Genomic DNA, 18,888 nt, shown 5'->3' on the forward strand with positions numbered 1-18,888 from the left:
TAAAGCAGATCGACTAGAATTAATTAATGCAATCCGTAGGTATTTAAACTAAAAAGATGTATAATACAAGTAAATTAAATTTAAAGGAGGTACCTGCTTTGGAGGGAATTTTGGATAATTTAAGCTTGGCTGCCAAATCATTGCAGGTCCAAACAACTAAAATCACACGCCATTATCACGTTACCATTGCTGAATGGCGCCTGCTACGCCAGATCGATGCCAAAGTCATCACGCAGGATTCAATGGCAGATGCACTGCAACTTGACACCTCAACACTTAGTAGGCAGTTAAAAAGTCTGACGACAAAGGAATTAGCCAGTAAGACTGCCGTTGGTAAAGATCGGCGTCAGCTAGAGTATGCGTTAACACTAAAGGGACAAGAGACTCTGAAAAATATCAACCAAGGTTATGATGCTTTAATTGATGCTGTTTTCCATTACTGGCCAGAAGATGAGCAGCAAATGATGAAGATTATGTTAAACCGCTTAAACCGCAGTTTGGACCGGGCCAGCGGATTTTTAGCTGAACAGCAGAAATAGTGGTCAATTGTAGCTTACAAGCATTAATGACTTACAATAATGCTTCCTTGCTTTCGGCACTCGTATTCGTTACAATTAATCCCAGACATTTTTATCCAGCAATTAATCTGAAATAGAAACGGGTGTTTACAATGAAAATAGCTGTCGTCACTGATAGTACCAGCTATTTATCGGCAGAAGACGTTGAACGCTATCACATTCACGTTGTTCCCATACCAGTGGTGATTGACGGTCGTTCTTATAATGAAGGGGTCGATATCACTGCTACTGAATTCTGGGAGAAACTACGTACCTCGAAATCCTTTCCAAGCACTTCGCAACCGCCACTTGGTGAGATGATCGAACTGTACCAGAAGCTTGGCGATGAAGGTTATGACACGATTATCAGCATTCACTTAGCAAGCACTATTTCCGGGTTTGTTAACTCACTAAGACAAGTCAACGAACATTTAACCAATACCCACGTGGTCGTCTACGATTCACAAATTACGGTTAAGCTGATGGGGTATTTAGCGATTGAAGCGGCCAAAATGGCAGCTAATGGCCAAGATGTTGATGCCATCATCAAGCGACTAGATGAAGTTCGGGCAACAATCGATGAAGTGTTTGTCGTGGATGACTTGCAAAACCTAGTCCGGGGTGGCCGGCTTTCAAACGCTTCAGGTTTCATTGGTAGTATTTTAAAAATCAAGCCGCTATTGACTTTTGATGACCAGAGTCACGAAATTGTTGCCTTTGAAAAGGTCCGTTCCCGCAAAAAGGCGCTGTTGCGAGTTGAGGATATTTTTGCGGACGCCGTGTCACAGGTCGATTATCCTTTACGCGCACTGGTAATCGACGGTAATGATCCTGAAGGCGGCGATAACTGGGTCAAGCAGATCAAGACAAAGTTTCCCGGAATTCCGATTGAACATAGTTATTTTGGCCCCGTCATTGGGACTCATTTGGGTGAAAAGGCGCTGGCATTAGCCTGGTTGCTTGATACCAATAAAGCGTAATTAATGTTTTGCTATTATCATATTGATTATGAAAGTCTCAGTGATAATTGAGGCTTTTTTTGTGGCTTTAGAAACTAACTTTCTTGGTGGCTTTGTCAAGGTTAAAGGGTATATCCTATTCAGCATGCTTTTTTAACCAATTTTTGAAATGCTGTCCATTATGTTTGTGTCTTTCCATGACTTATCAAGGAATTAATGATTAGATTAAAATCTCCACTCTAGCATTTTGTTTTTGGTGTCAGCGCTTTATAATTAAGATGAATCGATAACAGACAACTAGGAGGCGTTTATTCATGGTTAAGACAAAAGCAATTATGATTGGTGCCGGACTGGCAAATATGGCCAGCGCAGTTTACCTCATTCAAGAAGCACATTGGGCTGGCAGTCAAATCACTTTTTATTCAATTGATGATCATGGTTCAAATGATGGTGATGATGCAGAGCACGCAAAGGATGACTACTGGAATCAAAATCATCCGACCGAGAATCATGAAGGCTTTATTGCCCGTGGTGGACGAATGTTAAATTATCGCACCTATGTAGACCTGATGGATCTGCTAGGACGAATTCCATCCGCTACTGAAACAGGCATGACGGCTGCCGAGGATACCCGTAACTTCGATGCCCACCATCGAACTTTTGATAAGGCACGTCTGATGGAGGGCGGTAAAGGGATTATTAACGGTGGCAAGTTAGGTCTCAGCAATAAGGATCGTTCTTTGCTGACAAAGCTAGTTTTGATGCCAGACAGTGAAGAAGAACGGTTAGATAACGTCACCATTGCTGATTATTTTGAAGAAGATCCACACATTTTCCAAACTAATTTCTGGTACATGTGGGAAACCACATTTGCCTTTCGAATTCAAAGCTCAGCTCAGGAACTGCGACGTTACATGCACCAAATGATTTACGAATTTACACAAATTGAACACTTGGTAGGGGTTAACCGGACCCGTTACAACCAATTTGAAAGCATTATGTTACCGCTGATCAATTATTTGAAGGATCAGGGTTGCAAATTTGTTCTCAATCGCCGGGTAACCGATTGGCACTTTAAAAACACCAAGCTGCAAGATGAGATCACGGTTACTGGACTCGTGATGACTAATACTGAAACGGGTGAAGAGGAAACGGTTGATGTGGATGAACAAACAGCCGTTATCTTTACCAACGGCTCCATCACCGACTCAGCCACTATTGGAGATTTCAATACTCCGGCTGAAGAGAATATGGACTATGGTGCCGCATCCAGCCTCTGGAAAAAAGCCACTGAGCACTTTTATAACCTTGGCAATCCAGACAAGTTCTTTGCGGATCGAATTGCCAGCGAATGGGTCAGTTTTACGTTGACCACCAAAAACCATTTGTTATTAAATGAGATTACCCGCATCACAACGCAGGTACCAGGGAACGCCCTGAATTCGTTTCTTTCGACACAGCCAATCACCGAGCTGGGACAAAAAGATGTGAATATGTCGATTGTTGTTCACCATCAGCCACACTTTACTACCCAGAAGCCTAACGAATCCGTTATCTGGGGATACTTCTTATACCCACGTCGGCATGGCGAATTTGTTGAAAAACCCTACATTAAAATGACCGGTAAAGAAATGGCTGAAGAATTGATTGGGCAGCTTTCGAAGGTCGATCCAGGTCCTGGCAACATTATGGATAAAAAAGACGCCATTATGGATAGCATTGTTAATAACATTCCAGCCTATATGCCATACGCTTCAGCTCTGTTCAATAATCGAGCAAAGACTGATCGGCCGAAAGTCATCCCAGACCACAGCACAAATTTAGCCTTCACCGGCGAATTTGCCGAGCAGCCTTACCAAATGGTCTTTACGGAACAAAGTGCGGTGCGTTCCGGAGAAATTGCCGCGTATCACTTTACTGGAATTCCAATGTCAAAACTAGTCTCCACACCTCGCTATGACAAGGATATCAAGACTTTAGCTCGAGCTACAAAAAAGATGTTTTCATAGATGCTGATGAGCAGCCAGTGTAAGGCGTTGAAGTTGAAAAATTAACCTAAAATGATTTAAAAACCGCTTATATTAACAGCAAGGCGTTACCGGATAAATTTCCCCAACTTTGAAATTTATCTGGTAACGCCTTATTTGACAAAATGTGGTTAAATCATCAACTAGCTAGCTTGAAACTAGGCAGATTCCACTTTGACCATTAGAAATGTTGAATCAAAAGTTGTCATTTGCTCTCAAGAAACTGATAGTTTTGTCATCGGCTGTGAAACGTATTAAGAAGGTTTCTTTTGATTGTCGTGTAATGCATCTAAAGCCGCTCGCTGTTTAGTATCGACTACGTGCGTATACAACCCAGTTGCACTGGTGGAACTTTGCCCTAGTTGAGTAGCAACGAGATGTTCATCTTTCGTTTCTAGGTACAATTTTGAAGCAAGGGTGTGTCGCAACTTATGGGGTGTGATCCGAACGTGGTTGAAGGCCTGCGAATACTTTGCTACCAAGAGTTCAACCGTTGCAGTAGTGATTCGTCTTGGTTGGGCTGTCCCCTTGGTTAAAAATAGCGCTGGTGTGTCTTCAGTGGCAAGGTATCGAGCCTGACGAATTTTTAAGTACTCTGCGATATAGGGTAGGACCCATTTGGCAATCGGCACGGAATCCCACTTGCCACCTTTGCGTCTAATTTGAACGCTACCGTTTTTTAAATTGAGATGTTTTAGATCCATATTTGTGAGTTCAGAAACTCGAATTCCAGTTCCCAGCATAAGCGCGTTGATTGCGACGTCACGTTCCCGGTCGCGTTCATAATACCGCTGGTGCCGACTGTCTAAATTTTGACCGTACCGCGTGTTAATGAATGTTAGGTAATTACGATCCTGGTCTCCGAGCATGAGCTGATCTTTAATTGCTTTGGTTCGTGTTGCGTATGTCTCACCATCACGGACTAGAGCGATTTTCTGCATAACATTACGATAAAAATACGGCTCACCATTAGCACTTTCTGATTCAGACGTTAAGTATTTGAACAGTGCTGATAAAGCATTTAGTGACCGATTAACCGTTCTATGCGATAGCGCACCTTTGGGATGTTTCGCTGTTTGCTTGCCACGGTTCAAAAGGGCTGATTTATAAAGTTCAACATCCTGTTTTTTTAAATGCTCTAGTTCAGTCAGCGATATTTGCCTGACGGAGGCAGCCTGTGAGATTCCCGACGCAATTAGCCAATTAAAAAAACGGTTGAATTCATTCAAATATTGATATAGCGTGGCCGGAGAAAGTGGCACAGTAGATTTAGCCAAATAATAATCACCAACGTAAGCCGGTAAACTGCGAATGATCTTTTCGTTTTGCGCAACATAGTCTGCCTGATTCAAGAAGATCTCTCCTTTACTATAGGGAACATATGTTCACATTATACCTAAAATAGTCCAAATTTTCAACGCAGAAATTCGTAAACGAAAGACCAGTAGCGATGGTTTTGATGGTTAATATACAATGGATGTGGGGCCAACCAGTAGGATCGAGTCTTCGTCAACAGAACTGATTGTGGTCGCTGCAGATCGTTTCTTAATTCGATGCGATAACGACCTGTTTTTAGCGGCCGTGTTAGTACCAGCGCACTTTCTGTTCTAAGCAGTGCATAATGCTGTTTTGTCTGTTCATTGACTAAGTAACCACTTAATTCAGCAGCGGGTGCTAAGGAAACGGAAAAGTGGGTAGCTACATGGTTTAAAGTAACCCTTTGACTCAGTGTATCAAAGGGCTTGACCCAGGTACGTCTAGCGTCAAATTGAAGGGATAACTGGCTCAATTGGCCGGCAACAAGAACGCCCCTTGTCTGGTAGAGAGCCTGTGGTGAAACAATATAGACCAATAGGGTGGCCACGACGCCAAGCCCTGAAACCATTCCAGCTAAGTGCCCACGGGGTATCGGTTGCCGTTCACTAGTCGTTGCTAAACTTGGTACTGCGCATAAAATGCCCAGCAGAGGAATCATGACTTGGCCGTACCGACTTTCAGTTTCCCATAGCAGGGTATGAAAAGCTAGGTAACCTAAAGCCGTTAGAATTGTCAATGTCAATCGCGGATCAACTTCTGGTGCTACTGTGCGCGTTCGCCATAGCCGTAAGCAACGTAGCAGCGTTTCAGCATAGAGCAAAATAAAACCGATCCGCATGATGATTTGACCAAATACAGCTAATGGGACTTCAACTCGCTGGTAAAGCTTAGGTGCTGAAATAAAGCCACCAGTGTAAGCACGGGACATAAACGATACGTTTAACAAGATTCCCGCCTTTTGAAACCAACGTTTGACAATTCCCAGCGGGCCTAACCGTTTCAAACGTGCCGGCAAAGCTTTTTTAAGGTAGGCTTGCTTGGCTTTTTTACCCTGAATCGAACTTAACGTCAAGACATCGTGAAAATCATACCGGCCGGAGGCACTCGGATTATAACTCATCCAGACCCAGTGCATGGTCGGAAAGGCATACTCATTGTTATTTTTAAAATGACTGCTGGATTTTAACCCCGCTGAGACTGGACCGGCTAGAATAAAGCCTAAGGTAATTAAAATTAGGGGTCCTTTAAGGATATTTAACCATTTTCGGTCCACGGTCATTAACCAGATTGAGAGCAGTGCAACAGCCACCAGCAAAACGATTAAGTTAGGTTTAACCACTTCACCAATCACAATCGATAAGACGAGGACTGTTCCGGCAAGAATCTTTTTAACGCGACCAAAACCGTGCCAACCGACCAAAACGTTAAAAGTGATGCCAAGACAGATTAGGGTAGGTAAGTCAGAATAAAAAACCTGTAAGTAGTACGTATAAGCAAACGGGCTGAATAAGAAAAACGATCCGGCCAGTAAAACACCGCCATGCTGGCGACTTAAGCGCCGAACGGATCGCAAAATAGCAACGATAAAACCATCTAGCATGATGAATGACAGCACGTGGATACTGGCTGAAGTACTCATATGGAGCAAGTTCGTCAATCTTAACCAATAGCTGAGCAAAACGGTCAGGGAGACGTTGTTAGGAAAACGCCAGAAATAAACCGATTCACCCCAGTTGAAATCGCCGTGACTCAGCTGTTCCGCTTGAACCAAGACCCGAAATGGATCATGGTAAACGGTTGCCGGCGTAAATCTAAGGACCCAGATTTGGACGATCATCATCAATCCAATAATTGTTATCAAGATCTGAGTAACTTGGTGTTCAGACAGGCGACCCGCCCATTTCAGGTAGATCGGTTTCGCATACCACGCAGCGATCACCCCCAGTAAAACTAAACTGGTAACCTTTAAATTCAAGGGAATAACAACGTTGGAAACGATCCCAATCAGCATGGCAAATGCTAGTAATAACCCCAAGGTTGCAGTAACGTTGATTTTTCTGCTCCGCATCCGTTTTGCTCCTCCAAAGTAATTTATTGTGTCTTGACAGGGTAAACATGTTTGCTCGATACTCTAATTACTGCCCACCAAGCAAGTGCTAAAAGAAGACCGCCTAAAACGTCACTTGGGTAATGAACGAAAAGGTAGATTCGATCAAATCCCATTAATAATAGCCAAACAATCGCAAGTGACGAAATTATTAGTCGAGGGAATCTGCCTTCAATTAGTGGCACTACCAACAAGCAAATAATCAAGACCATGACGGCAGTGCTACTGGTGTGCCCGCTTGGAAAACTAAAACCACCTTGAGCGACTAATTTATCCAGTGGACGTGGACGCTGAACTACCTCTTTAAAAAATGAAGTTAAAGTATCAATACCAACTTGAGCAGTTAACGCCCAACTCGCTAAAAAATGATATTTGTGATGCCAAAACCAGCCGGTAATTACGAAACAAATCAGCATGTTAACTGTCGGTGTGCCAAACAGCGCTAATAAAGTAAAAAAATGGGTTAATTGCGGCGTTCGAATTACATGGGCAAACTGCTGGAAAACCGCGTCAAAATGGCTGACCCAAATGAACTGTTGGTTCACACTGAAGGCGATGATTAAAAAACAAATCGCTGAGATACTCCCTAAATACCACCAATACTTAACATGATTGTCTTGATTGCTCATTCTACCCATCCCTATTCGCCCTATTCGAAATATTCAGTTTGAATCATTCACTCAACAATTTGATTATATCGGTTTTGGCTCACAATAAATTTAATATTAACTTAAAATTGGCTTGTTTTTAACTGTCTAGCCCATTTTTTCATAGTATTTTCATTAAATTCTTAATAAGAAATATCAACAATGAATTTCATTTTTAAGTAGAATCGGTTATAATACGAATATTAGATGGGACACTTCTAAAAATAGTTCTATTTTAAGAAATATATTATGTATCTGTTTCTGTTTACAATGGAATTGTTCTAAAAATCCGAAAGGGTGAAATTTGAATGATCATCAACGGTAAGAAAATCTCCAATGAATTAGACGCTAGTATGAAAAAAGAAGTTTTATCTTTGAAGGCCAAGGGAATCGAACCGAAACTGGTAGTGATTCTCGTGGGTGATGATCCTGCGAGTCAAATCTACGTTCGAAATAAGCATCGCAAAGCTATCAAACTCGGCATTAAGTCAATCGTTGATCGACGTTCGAAAACCTTTTCACAAAATGAATTACTTGATTTGATCGACACTTACAATCGTGATGAGAGCGTTCACGGCATTCTGGTTCAGTTGCCGCTGCCTAAACAAATCGATGAAACGGCGATTATTCGTGCGATTGCAGCCGCCAAAGACGTTGATGGCTTTAGGCCTGAAAACGTGGGTAAGCTATTCGCTAATAGCAAGGAACACTACCCCGTTTCATGTACACCAAAGGGTATCATGACCATGCTTGATTATTATCATATCGATCCAAAGGGGCAGCATGCCGTCATCGTCGGAGACTCAAACATCGTTGGCAGGCCAATGGGCGCTCTGTTGCTCAACGCTGGCGCAACCGTCACCTATACGCATATCCTAACCAAAAATTTGTCTGAATTTACCAGAACAGCAGATATTCTCGTCGTTGCTACTGGCGTCGCCCATTTAATCAAGGGTAGTGATGTTAAACCAGGGGCAACCGTGATCGATGTTGGGATGGATCGTGATGAAAATGGTAAGTTAGTCGGTGACGTCGATTTTGAAGCTGCGCAACACGTTGCTGGGGCAATCACGCCGGTACCCGGTGGTGTAGGCCCAATGACGATTACAACACTTATGCAGCAGACACTAGAATTAACTAAAGCAGCTAATCGACGTCAGTTACAAACTGTCCGTTGATATTTGAAATATTAAAAATCGTCTGTTATCCAGCTTACTCATTAAAAAGCCGTAACTAGACGGTTTTTTATTTTCGAAAAAGCGGTCTATCTCCCCGAACTTATTTAATTGAAAATGCATTTTTAGCTTTCACAAACCGTTAATTTGCGGTAACGTAAAAGCATGCTAAAAGTTGGGGGATTATTATGAGTTGGACGTTATTAAATTGGTTTATTATTATCATCTTCAGTATCAACACCATTGCAGCTATTATCACTGTTTTTCGTGAAAGACGGGATATTGCAGCTACCTGGGCGTGGCTGTTGGTGTTAAATCTATTACCAATTTTAGGCTTTTTAATTTATGCTTTTTTTGGTCGAAAATTAACCCATCGACAATTAAATCAGGTGCAGCGACAACCTGATCCTGAATTAACGGGTGCCTTAAAGCGCCAACAGGCGGCTTTACCACCATTCTCCGCTGATGATACCCATCAAGAATCATCCGTGAAGAATATGATCGCGTTGTTCCAAAATATCGACCATTCATTCGTAACCTCCAATAACCAAACAAAATTGTTCATCGATGGCAGTCAGTTGTTTAAAGATATGCAGCAAGAAATATTAAATGCACAACACGTCGTCTATATTGAATTTTATACATTTTATAATGATCAGCTTGGTCGCGAAATACTAAGTACCTTGGTCGAAAAAGCTCAGGAGGGCATTGAAGTTCGAGTCCTATATGATTCTTGGGGTTCGATGGGGACACATCGAGACTTCTTTGAGCCACTTCGTGAAGCTGGTGGGTTTGCCGAACCATTTTTGGGCATTCATTCTAACTGGCGTGATTTTCGTTTGAACTTTAGAAATCACCGGAAAGTTGTTGCTATCGATGGCTGGACTGGCTATATTGGCGGTTTTAACATTGGCGACCAGTACGTTGGCCGTAGTAAAAAATTCGGTAATTGGCGTGATACCCACATTAAAGTTGTTGGTGATGGTTCCCTAGCACTTCAGCAACGATTCATTCAAGACTGGAACGCTACCGTTTCTGAAACTGAGTTAGATATTAACCAAAGTCACTTTCCAAAGAAGAATGATCGGCTAGGCGATACCATGATTCAAATTGTTGATAGCGGTCCTGATTCAGACCTTCAGCAAATTGAAATGGGCTATTTAAGAATGATCAACAGTGCTCGTAAACGACTGTATATTCAGACACCATACCTGATTCCAGATGATAGTGTGTTAACAGCACTTAGAAGCGCTATCTTGGCAGGTGTTGATGTTCGGATTATGGTCCCGCACATGCCGGATCATCCATTTGTATACCGAGCTACTCAGTATTACGCACGTATTTTAGCCGAAGATGGCGCTAAAATTTACTTTTATGAAAAGGGCTTTCTGCACTCCAAAGTGGTGACCATAGATGATGGCATTTCTTCAGTCGGGTCAGCTAATTTAGATTTTCGGAGTTTTAAACTCAACTTTGAGGCGAACTCGTTCATCTACGATTTCAAAGTTGCTAAGGAACTTCGAACCATTTTTGAAGAGGATATGAAGCACAGCAGGCTGATCACGATTAAAGATTTTCACAAAATGTCGCTTTGGCTTCGCTTTAAACAAGGTTTCTCACGCTTACTATCACCCATTTTGTAATTTTATTAAGAAAGCCTTAAGTCGACTGAATATCGGTCGACTTATTTGTTTTGGACTAGTCCAAATGGCATAATGTCATCTGTTAAGTTATTGCTAGCTTAACTGCCGCTAGCCACTGATCGTTTCAATCGATCATGACCAAGACAATTAAGGAGAAATTCATCTTATGAACGACGAAATGTCATTTTTTTTGAGCCGCGACCCTGAATTCACACGAATCGTTGAACTCGCTCAAGATTTCTACCAAAAGCATCGGAGTCCCAAACGGGTTTTTAAGATTCACCAACTTGCTATTTCAGAATTGAGGGAGCTCGCGCAAAAGGCTGCAGTATCAGTTGAAGTGGCTAAATCATTATTGTATGCCATTGATACCAAATCTGTTGCTAAACCACAGATGTTTGGCCATTTTCAGTGTTCAGGCCATTTAAAAAATGATATTTCACCACAAGCGATAATTGAGCTTGGAACTGCCGAGGAGGCAATTGAAGAGGGTGAACTGCCGGCAAAAATTCGCCACGCGTTAGATAATGTTGAACTCGCTGTCTTCTATGCTTTTTGCAAATTAGAAGATCAGTCAGGCGTTCAATTTGACCGCATTATTTTAGATAATGAACAGGAGCAAAATCACGCAGTAGTGGAGATAGGAGCAGGTCATTATAAATGTTTCGTGGAACGGATGAGCGAAATGCATCGAATCAATTTAGAACAGCGTCTCCTAACGGCGGTATCTGCCGGCAGATTTTGGCAGCAAGTCTACAGTTAAAATTACTGGGAATAAATTTACTAGGAAAATGTTAATGTGGGTTGGAAATATGTGTCAAATATAGGCTTTGGCCTTGTAAATAGCGTTGTAGATTCCTGGCTGGAATCTACAACGCTATTTACTTAGAGTCTGGCATCTAAGCGAGTTTTGTCCGATTCTTTGTTTTAAACCAGCACAAAATGTTTGACTTAGAGTTAACTACAAGGTTTATGATGAATCCTATTCTAATAAGAAAAGGTGAAAAGAATGCAGAAAACATTTAAATTTGATGAACAATTGACGGTTAATCGCTTAGGTTACGGGACCATGCAATTGCCAGGTAAAGGTGTCTGGGGTCCATCAACTGATGTTGATAATGCTGTTAAGGTCATTACAACTGCAATTGATGCCGGTGTCAATTTTATAGATACTGCAGACGCGTATGGTCCGTTATTTGCTAACCAGTATCTCGGGTCAGCACTTAAACAGCGCCCGGACAGTCACGTCATGGTCGCAACTAAAGTTGGCTTTACTCGACAGGGGCCAAACATTTGGACTGAGTTAGGCAACCCAGCTTATCTCCGTCAGCAAGTTGAATTAAACTTGTTTACATTAGGTCTAGATCACCTAGATTTATTGCAGTTGCATCGAATCGACTCTAACTATACGATTCAAGAGCAAGTCGGGGAATTAGCTAAGATGCAAAAAGAGGGAAAGATCAAGCATATTGGTTTGAGCCAGGTTAGTGTTGATCAGCTCAAAGAAGCCCAAAAGGTGGCACCAATTGTTTCTGTTCAAAACCGGTATAATTTAATTGACCGCGCTGATGAAGATGTTTTAAATTATGCAGACGCAAATCACATTGCTTTCATTCCGTGGTTCCCACTAGCAACTGGTCAGTTAACCGAGGGTGATACACTGACAACTATTGCACAAAAATACAATGCATCTCCAGCCCCCAAATTGCACTGGCTTGGTTGCTGAAGCGTTCAGATGTGATTCTGCCAATTCCAGGAACGTCAAACGCAGATCACGTCCTTCAAAATATTAAGGCGCAAGATATTGAATTAAGCGATGAAGACTTTGAAACTCTGAATCGGCTTAATAAATAACCACCGAATCAATTAAGATAATCCATGGGATTGCAATCGTTTAGTAAATCATTCTAGACGGTTGTATTTTTTAGCGCACAAATTTGATTAGCTCAACATAACAGCCTTTGTTATACTGGTTTCAGAAAGAAATGGAGGAATTCTTATGTCAGATGAACAGCATAATGGTGAACTTTATTTGCCTGATAATCCTAAAATACTGAAGGAGCAGCAGTCGTATCTAGATTTAATGTACGATTATAATCGATTGAGACCATCGCAAGATGCCCAACGGCAGACCCTGCTAAAGAGAATGTTAGCAGAAATGGGGACTGACTGTCATATTGAAGCGCCATTTTACTCCAATTGGGGTGGTCATCATGTGCACTTGGGTGACCATGTTTACGCTAACTTCAATCTTACAGCTGTGGACGACACACATATCTACATTGGCAACAACACGATGATTGGACCCAACGTCACACTTGCTACGGCGGCACACCCAGTTTCGCCGGAACTAAGAGCAGCAGCCTATCAGTACAATATGCCTATTCACATCGGGGTCAACTGTTGGCTAGGCGCAAATGTCACAATTTTACCTGGCGTGACAATTGGTGAAAATACCGTTATTGGGGCAGGAAGCGTGGTTACCAAGGATATGCCTGCAAATGTTGTGGCATTCGGAACACCATGTAAAGTCATTCGACCAATTGGTGAACGAGATAGGGAAACCTATTTCCGCGGACGTAAAATTGACTGGTCAAAATTACCACTCGATTAGCAAATCATTCATAGGTAAGTTAGATTTGGTTTCCAAAGTCGAACATATGTTCAACAATTAAAGCTTAATAAATTTACATCACAGGTTCATGACAGAAATGTAGAGGATCCGTAAAAAAATCAGTAGATTTAATTAGTATTAGTGTTTAAATAAGTAGGTTTCAAGATAAACTTAATAAAATAGTACTTTTATTAAGTTTACTAAAGTTCGCAAATTATCTTAGAAAGCCCCCCTGCAAGATTATTACGCTTCAGGGGGACTTTGATGTTGGTTTAGGCTAGCAAAAAGATGCCAGTTAACTCAAATCAGTATAAATTAGCAACTAAAACGGTGTTTTTAGTGGTTAATTCAGCACAGACGCGTTGACGTTTAAAATTGCTCTTCGTAAATAAGTGAAATACGAGCGCCACAACGCATATTTGATGAGTGCTTTAAATTATTTATTTGAAAATAAAACGCACTGACATTATCGTCTTAGAAACGTATGGGAGACACACGTTCGTCAATTCATAAGGACAGATGATCATCAACAGCCGCCAATCGTTTTCTAAGTTAACATAACTGATTAGTTCGAAACAAATTTCGTGTAGGCAATCCAGTAATTGATTCGACTGGTTAATTGAGAGGGGGAGACTTTCATTAATGACTTAAAAGAACAGCTAATAATCAATTTCTCTCTACTTTACATAATATATATTATTCAAAGTAGACGATGAAGCCAAATAACCTGTGTTATTAATACTTATCTTCATTGAATTATTCCAACACCCATGACATCTCTCTTTAATTTTAAAAACCACATTCTTTCTGTTTACTCTAAAGTCTAAACAAAAATCAGTGAACTTAAGCGGCCGAACCATAATCGTTAACGACCATCATTAATTATCAATACAAATTGAATACTTAAGTGAATTTTGCTGTTCTTCATATTAGTTTTTAAATCGAACACTCGGTTAAATGTTCTTCTAAGTTTTACCGCTGTTCAACATAGGATATCGGTAGTTTTTGCGTAATTCACGCGTTATTCATCGTAATTTATAACATAAATTAACTTGGTGTTTTTTCAATCCTCAGATCCGTACTAAATCAGTTCCGTACTAAAGCTTGTTGTATCTTGGGTTTTAACTTTTCTTGATTAGATATTAAAATTCTAGGTACTGAGTACGGGCGATTAGTAACCATCAACGTTTCAGAACAAGGCACCTCAATTGATGGGAAACACGTCTCTGATACTAAGTTGCAGGATATTGTTGCGGAATCAAGCCAAGTGATCGATTTTAAGATTCGGACTTTGGATAAGTTTCCTAAGGGCGGCATTAATTTATTTGGCCACCAGTTTGGTGATTATCCCCAAGATATCAATGTTCGCTTCGCATATAAAAATCAGGATTCAGCACTGTTAGAAGGCTCTAAAAATTAATTTGGCCATTGATATAAACCTTATTTTGGCCATTTTTAAGCTAAATACCCTTTTATAAACCTGATGAAACGTTTTTTCTGGTAAAAATATCACTCATTTCTGCACGACTATCCAACTTAAATCGGTACTCAATCGTAGATCGTGTACCTGGAACAAAACAAAAATTGAGTTCCCTGGACTGGGAACTCAATTTTTTAGTTTAACTCTTTTTAGACTCAACTTTTTGAAATTTGTTATTGAACCAAATTGCCAGTACGCCAGCAACAACACCAATCAAACTGATCAACAGTAACAGCACCATGATAAAGCCGTGATATTTCACTATCGCGCTATACATTAACCCTAGCATCATTACCGTTGCCAGAATATTGACTAATGTTAACACGATTTTTTCGGTGGAGTTATTTCGCGACAGGTAGATTGATATCGCATACACACCGATGTAACTGACCACAGCCACCAGCGTTTCATAGTTGAAGTTACTTTTGACAGCAGCAATAATCAATGTGACTAAACAAAGACAAGTGGCTACAATTGCTGATGTAATAACCGTTTTCTTGTACAAGACGAACACTCCTCTATAACCTATACTGGAGTCTATTATTCGTTACTTATCAAGATTTTGCAACCGGTTTTATTAACTTAATGAAACAAATCTTGGTATTCACCGTAGCCGTTTTGTGCTAGCTGGTCAGCAGGAATAAACTTCAACGCCGCGCCGTTAATGCAATAGCGAAGTCCACCAGCTTCCTGAGGCCCGTCAGTGAAGACGTGCCCAAGATGTGAAGCGGCTTTAGATGAAGTGACTTCAGTTCGAAACATGCCATGAGAGGTATCGATATGCCGTTTAATTGATTTTTTCTCAATTGGCTTCGTAAATGATGGCCAGCCACAGCCGGCGTCGTACTTATCCAGTGAACTAAAAAGTGGTTCACCACTGACGATATCAACGTAAATGCCTGGTTGGTCGAACTGATCGTATTCGCTACTGAACGGCGCCTCAGTTGCCGCGTGTTGCGTCACTTCATACTGGGTCGTTGATAACCGGTTTTTTAGGGTTTCATCTTTTTCTACTTTTTCAGTCAATTCAGTCAGCTCCTTAACATATTGCCAAAATAGATTGTACACAACTAATTAACTTTATTATAGCAATCACAGTATGATTAGCAACTTTTTTGAATTTTAACTACTAGTCGAGAAATATTTTCAGCAGTTCGACTTAAGTTAAATGACGCCTCTTGCAATGCATCAGATAACGCTGAAACCCCCTGAACAGTTGGGAAAATCGCATCGATACCAGAATCACCGTATAAATCATTAATTTGACGACCAACGTTACCCGCCAGCGCAATCACCGGTGCTTGAGGGACAACCGATTTCGTAGCCTGTGCCACGCCAATTGGTGCTTTTCCAAACTGGGTCTGTGAATCAACGCTACCCTCACCGGTAAACACCAAATGAGCGCCCTTTGCCTGCTCTTTAAGGTGCGTGTATGCCACCACTACTTGCACACCCGGTCGAATATTAGCATCGGTAAAGGCCAGCAAGCCAGCTCCAAGTCCGCCGGCAGCTCCGGCACCAGGTGTTTGAGCAACGTCAACGTGCAACTGTTGTTTCAAGACGGCCGCATAATGGGTTAGATTATGATCCAATTGATGCCGCATTTCATCGTTAGCACCCTTTTGTGCGCCGAAAACGATTGAGGCTCCCTTGGGGCCAATCAACGGATTAGTGACGTCAGATGCAATTACCATCTCGGTGTGTGTAATTCGAGAATCAATGTGGGATGTATCAACCGTTGCTAACTGCGCTAATTGTCCGCCACCAAAAGATAACTCATGACCCGATTGATCTAGCAAATGCACCCCAAGTGCCTGCACCATCCCCGCACCGCCATCATTAGTTGCACTGCCACCGAGGCCCAGGATGATCCGTTTAACACCGTGATCCAGTGCATCTAGTATCAATTGACCGGTACCATACGTAGTGGTGATCCTAGGATCAGCCGTTGACGCCGTTGTAAATTGAAGGCCACTGGCCGCTGCCATTTCAATAACGGCAGTCTGATGATCGCCCAAAATACCATATCTGGCGAGGGTGACCCGGTTAAATGGGTCTTTGACTGCTGCTCGAATAAACTGACCACCCGTGGCATCTACCAGTGATTGAACGGTGCCCTCACCACCATCGGCCATGGGCACTTTGACACACTCAGCCTCAGGTATAACTCGCTTGATACCGGTCTCAATTGCATCAGCAGCTTGTTTAGCCGTTAAACTACCCTTAAAAGAATCTGGGGCAATGACAATCTTCACAATCAGCACTCCCTGTATTTAGACAAACAAAAAGCGTCGCAGTTGACCCACAACGCCATTTGAACTAACTATTAACCTTCAAAAGCTTCCTGAAGTGGCGGTACCACTTGCTTCTTTCGGGATACCACGCCCGGCAAACTAGCACGATCGTCTTTCAAAGTCGTCTTAAAGGCTTTTTCAACCATGTCTTTTGGTTCACCGAAGACGAAAAGTTCGGAATTACTGTCCAAAACGTTAGTTGCTAATACAAGGAACAAATCATAGCCTTCCTTAGCAGCTTCATCCTTCATGGCTTTTTTAATGCCATCTTCGCGACTAATAACGTCGTTCAGGTCAACCGTATTAATTTGGTCGATCCGAACACTCTTGCCGCCCATGGTAAATGATTTAGCATCACCAGAAACTAATTCTGCGTCGGACTTTGCTGATAAATTAGTGCCGGCTTTCAACATCTGAATACCATAAGTTTCGTAATCAATATCAGCAATTTCTGCCAAAGCCTTAACTGCTTCACGGTCCTTGTCAGTAGTGGTTGGCGACTTCAGTAAGAGCGTATCAGAAATAATTGCTGACAGCATCAAACCAGCCAATTGAGCTGGAATATCGATTTTGGCTTCTGCAAACATGTTGGTGATAATGGTGCTGACACAGCCAACGGGTTCAGCGCGGTAATACAGTGGTGCAGCAGTGTTGAAACCATTGATCCGGTGGTGATCAACAACGTGAGTCACTGTAACGTCCGCAATATCATCGGCACTTTGCTGCGGTTCGTTATGGTCGACTAACATTACTGAATCAACTTCGTTTGAAACGGTTTTAACGACCCGTGGAGCCGGTTCGCTGAAGTAGTTCAAGACGAAGTTAGTTTCCATGTTAGGTTCGCCCAGTGCGACGGCTTCAACGTCATAACCTAATTTTGACTGTAAATAGGCGTATGCTTTGGCTGCCACAATGGCATCAGTATCAGGACTTTTGTGCCCAAAAACAAGTTCTTTTGACATAGACTTATCGCTCCTCAGTGCATTTAGAATTATACAATATTAATAATACTATTTATTTTGCTCAATTTCCTGTAAACGAGACAAATAATCCTTAGTTTTCAGATATTGATCAAACTGTGCTAAGAAATGTCCGATGCGTGGAATTTTATCCTTACCCGTCCGGAAGACAAAGGCTAGTTCGAAACGAATATTAGGTTCAAACCTTGCCGTCCATGTATTGTCCTGTTCACCTTGACCAACCACGAATGAATTTGGCAACGCCGTGTAAGCACCAGTCTGCTTCGAGAACTTCAGTAATTGCTCAGGAGTTGTAAACTGGGCAACACTAATTGGTAAATCAACCATGGCATTCTTGTAAGCTTCGCGCATGACGTGATTCAAATAGTAATTAGTTGGGTAGGTTGTCCAAGGCTTATTTGGCGTATCAGCAAACTTGATCCGCTTCTTCTTAGCCAGTTTTTCATCATGGTGGATAAACAGTAAGTCATCACTAATAATTTGCTTTGATTCGTATGGCTTCCAGTTCTTAATTGATTCGTCTGGTAGATACATGATGGCAAGATCGATCTGGTTATTTTCAAGTTTGTCCCAGATCTCTTTACGAGTCAGCATGTGTAAGGTGATTTTGACATCGGGATTTTCACGGTACGACTGAATCGTAAAGTCTTCAAAGACACTGTCTTCAACAGAGGCCAGCAAACCAATGTTAATGTCACCCTGGGTAGCACTAGTTGATTGCTGAATCTCGTCGGTCGCCTGGTTGAGCACATCGTAGATCTGATGCGTTGCATCTAGCATGGTGTAGCCGGCGTCAGTTAAACGTAATTTCTTACCCACCGAGTAAAATAACCGAGCGCCAACTGTCCGTTCCAACTTTTTGATCTGTTGGGTCAAGGCCGGTTGAGTAATGCCTAAAATTTGTGCTGCTTGAGTGTAATTCATCGTCTCTGACAACTGTAAGAAGTACGTCAGAGTCTTAGAAGAAAAGATACTTTCTTGTTTCGTTTTCATGGGATAAGCCTCCTAGTAGGTTGTCCTTAATGTTTTATTATCAAAGCTATAATAACCATCTTTGACGAAATACGCAATTATTGTAATCCGAAAAT

At 41.7% G+C, this 18,888-nt stretch carries 16 protein-coding genes and 1 pseudogene; 9 read left to right on the plus strand and 8 right to left on the minus strand.

Annotated elements, in window-relative coordinates:
* The first annotated feature begins 98 nt into the window (after positions 1-98).
* The 3 genes from GM612_RS00645 (at position 99) to GM612_RS00655 (ending at position 3,525) form a co-directional block, all read left to right on the plus strand.
* Entirely contained in the window at positions 99-539 is a 441-nt protein-coding gene (locus GM612_RS00645) for a MarR family winged helix-turn-helix transcriptional regulator (protein WP_155430450.1), read from the plus strand.
* Positions 540-670: 131 nt separating this feature from the next.
* Complete coding sequence (locus GM612_RS00650; RefSeq protein ID WP_155430451.1) at positions 671-1,537, plus strand: DegV family protein; 867 nt, start codon at positions 671-673, stop codon at positions 1,535-1,537.
* Between the two features lie 293 nt (positions 1,538-1,830).
* Positions 1,831-3,525 carry an oleate hydratase gene (locus GM612_RS00655; RefSeq protein WP_155430452.1) on the plus strand — a complete coding sequence of 565 codons (1,695 nt, stop codon included), beginning with the start codon at positions 1,831-1,833 and terminating at the stop codon, positions 3,523-3,525.
* A gap of 272 nt (positions 3,526-3,797) precedes the next feature.
* On the opposite strand, the gene xerS is transcribed toward GM612_RS00655, so the two are convergent.
* The 3 genes from xerS to GM612_RS00670 all read right to left on the minus strand — a co-directional run bounded on the left by xerS (position 3,798) and on the right by GM612_RS00670 (position 7,596).
* On the minus strand, positions 3,798-4,895 hold the full coding sequence (gene xerS / locus GM612_RS00660) for a tyrosine recombinase XerS (protein WP_155430453.1): 1,098 nt from the start codon (positions 4,893-4,895) through the stop codon (positions 3,798-3,800).
* A gap of 62 nt (positions 4,896-4,957) precedes the next feature.
* On the minus strand, positions 4,958-6,928 hold the full coding sequence (locus GM612_RS00665) for a hypothetical protein (RefSeq protein ID WP_155430454.1): 1,971 nt from the start codon (positions 6,926-6,928) through the stop codon (positions 4,958-4,960).
* A gap of 23 nt (positions 6,929-6,951) precedes the next feature.
* Positions 6,952-7,596: a phosphatase PAP2 family protein gene (locus tag GM612_RS00670; protein WP_173021176.1), complete on the minus strand. Its 645-nt coding sequence runs from the start codon at positions 7,594-7,596 to the stop codon at positions 6,952-6,954.
* A 326-nt stretch (positions 7,597-7,922) separates the two neighbouring features.
* Between GM612_RS00670 and GM612_RS00675 the strand changes: the two genes are divergently transcribed.
* The 6 genes and pseudogenes from GM612_RS00675 (at position 7,923) to GM612_RS00700 (ending at position 14,466) form a co-directional block, all read left to right on the plus strand.
* On the plus strand, positions 7,923-8,792 hold the full coding sequence (locus GM612_RS00675) for a bifunctional 5,10-methylenetetrahydrofolate dehydrogenase/5,10-methenyltetrahydrofolate cyclohydrolase (protein WP_155430456.1): 870 nt from the start codon (positions 7,923-7,925) through the stop codon (positions 8,790-8,792).
* A 185-nt stretch (positions 8,793-8,977) separates the two neighbouring features.
* Positions 8,978-10,432 carry a cardiolipin synthase gene (cls, locus tag GM612_RS00680; protein ID WP_155430457.1) on the plus strand — a complete coding sequence of 485 codons (1,455 nt, stop codon included), beginning with the start codon at positions 8,978-8,980 and terminating at the stop codon, positions 10,430-10,432.
* Positions 10,433-10,598: 166 nt separating this feature from the next.
* Positions 10,599-11,195, plus strand: coding sequence for a hypothetical protein (locus GM612_RS00685; RefSeq protein WP_155430458.1), 597 nt, complete (start codon positions 10,599-10,601; stop codon positions 11,193-11,195).
* A 246-nt stretch (positions 11,196-11,441) separates the two neighbouring features.
* A pseudogene (locus tag GM612_RS00690) lies at positions 11,442-12,286 on the plus strand (aldo/keto reductase).
* Positions 12,287-12,431: 145 nt separating this feature from the next.
* Positions 12,432-13,046: a sugar O-acetyltransferase gene (locus GM612_RS00695; protein ID WP_155430459.1), complete on the plus strand. Its 615-nt coding sequence runs from the start codon at positions 12,432-12,434 to the stop codon at positions 13,044-13,046.
* Positions 13,047-14,313: 1,267 nt separating this feature from the next.
* On the plus strand, positions 14,314-14,466 hold the full coding sequence (locus GM612_RS00700; protein WP_155430460.1) for a hypothetical protein: 153 nt from the start codon (positions 14,314-14,316) through the stop codon (positions 14,464-14,466).
* Positions 14,467-14,665: 199 nt separating this feature from the next.
* Here GM612_RS00700 and GM612_RS00705 read toward each other — a convergent pair whose 3' ends face one another.
* From GM612_RS00705 to GM612_RS00725, 5 genes are all read right to left on the minus strand, one after another.
* Entirely contained in the window at positions 14,666-15,031 is a 366-nt protein-coding gene (locus GM612_RS00705; RefSeq protein ID WP_155430461.1) for a hypothetical protein, read from the minus strand.
* Positions 15,032-15,108: 77 nt separating this feature from the next.
* Positions 15,109-15,552 (minus strand): peptide-methionine (R)-S-oxide reductase MsrB, encoded by a 444-nt coding sequence (msrB, locus tag GM612_RS00710; RefSeq protein WP_155430462.1) that lies wholly within the window; start codon positions 15,550-15,552, stop codon positions 15,109-15,111.
* 77 nt (positions 15,553-15,629) lie between these two features.
* Positions 15,630-16,781, minus strand: a complete 1,152-nt coding sequence (locus GM612_RS00715) for a glycerate kinase family protein (RefSeq protein WP_343031729.1) — start codon at positions 16,779-16,781, stop codon at positions 15,630-15,632.
* A 71-nt stretch (positions 16,782-16,852) separates the two neighbouring features.
* On the minus strand, positions 16,853-17,782 hold the full coding sequence (locus GM612_RS00720; RefSeq protein ID WP_155430463.1) for a manganese-dependent inorganic pyrophosphatase: 930 nt from the start codon (positions 17,780-17,782) through the stop codon (positions 16,853-16,855).
* A gap of 48 nt (positions 17,783-17,830) precedes the next feature.
* Positions 17,831-18,793 carry a LysR family transcriptional regulator gene (locus GM612_RS00725; RefSeq protein WP_155430464.1) on the minus strand — a complete coding sequence of 321 codons (963 nt, stop codon included), beginning with the start codon at positions 18,791-18,793 and terminating at the stop codon, positions 17,831-17,833.
* Positions 18,794-18,888: the final 95 nt, after the last annotated feature.

It is taken from the genome of Secundilactobacillus folii, assembly GCF_009720675.1.
GTDB lineage: Bacteria > Bacillota > Bacilli > Lactobacillales > Lactobacillaceae > Secundilactobacillus > Secundilactobacillus folii.

Excerpts from the sequence above, each read along its gene's own strand:
- GM612_RS00650 (WP_155430451.1), top strand. The coding sequence starts at position 671 with ATGAAAATAGCTGTCGTCACTGATAGTACCAGCTATTTATCGGCAGAA.
- GM612_RS00655 (WP_155430452.1), top strand. The coding sequence starts at position 1,831 with ATGGTTAAGACAAAAGCAATTATGATTGGTGCCGGACTGGCAAATATG.
- GM612_RS00665 (WP_155430454.1), bottom strand. The coding sequence starts at position 6,928 with ATGCGGAGCAGAAAAATCAACGTTACTGCAACCTTGGGGTTATTACTA.
- GM612_RS00670 (WP_173021176.1), bottom strand. The coding sequence starts at position 7,596 with ATGAGCAATCAAGACAATCATGTTAAGTATTGGTGGTATTTAGGGAGT.
- GM612_RS00675 (WP_155430456.1), top strand. The coding sequence starts at position 7,923 with ATGATCATCAACGGTAAGAAAATCTCCAATGAATTAGACGCTAGTATG.
- cls (WP_155430457.1), top strand. The coding sequence starts at position 8,978 with ATGAGTTGGACGTTATTAAATTGGTTTATTATTATCATCTTCAGTATC.
- GM612_RS00685 (WP_155430458.1), top strand. The coding sequence starts at position 10,599 with ATGAACGACGAAATGTCATTTTTTTTGAGCCGCGACCCTGAATTCACA.
- GM612_RS00695 (WP_155430459.1), top strand. The coding sequence starts at position 12,432 with ATGTCAGATGAACAGCATAATGGTGAACTTTATTTGCCTGATAATCCT.
- GM612_RS00720 (WP_155430463.1), bottom strand. The coding sequence starts at position 17,782 with ATGTCAAAAGAACTTGTTTTTGGGCACAAAAGTCCTGATACTGATGCC.
- GM612_RS00725 (WP_155430464.1), bottom strand. The coding sequence starts at position 18,793 with ATGAAAACGAAACAAGAAAGTATCTTTTCTTCTAAGACTCTGACGTAC.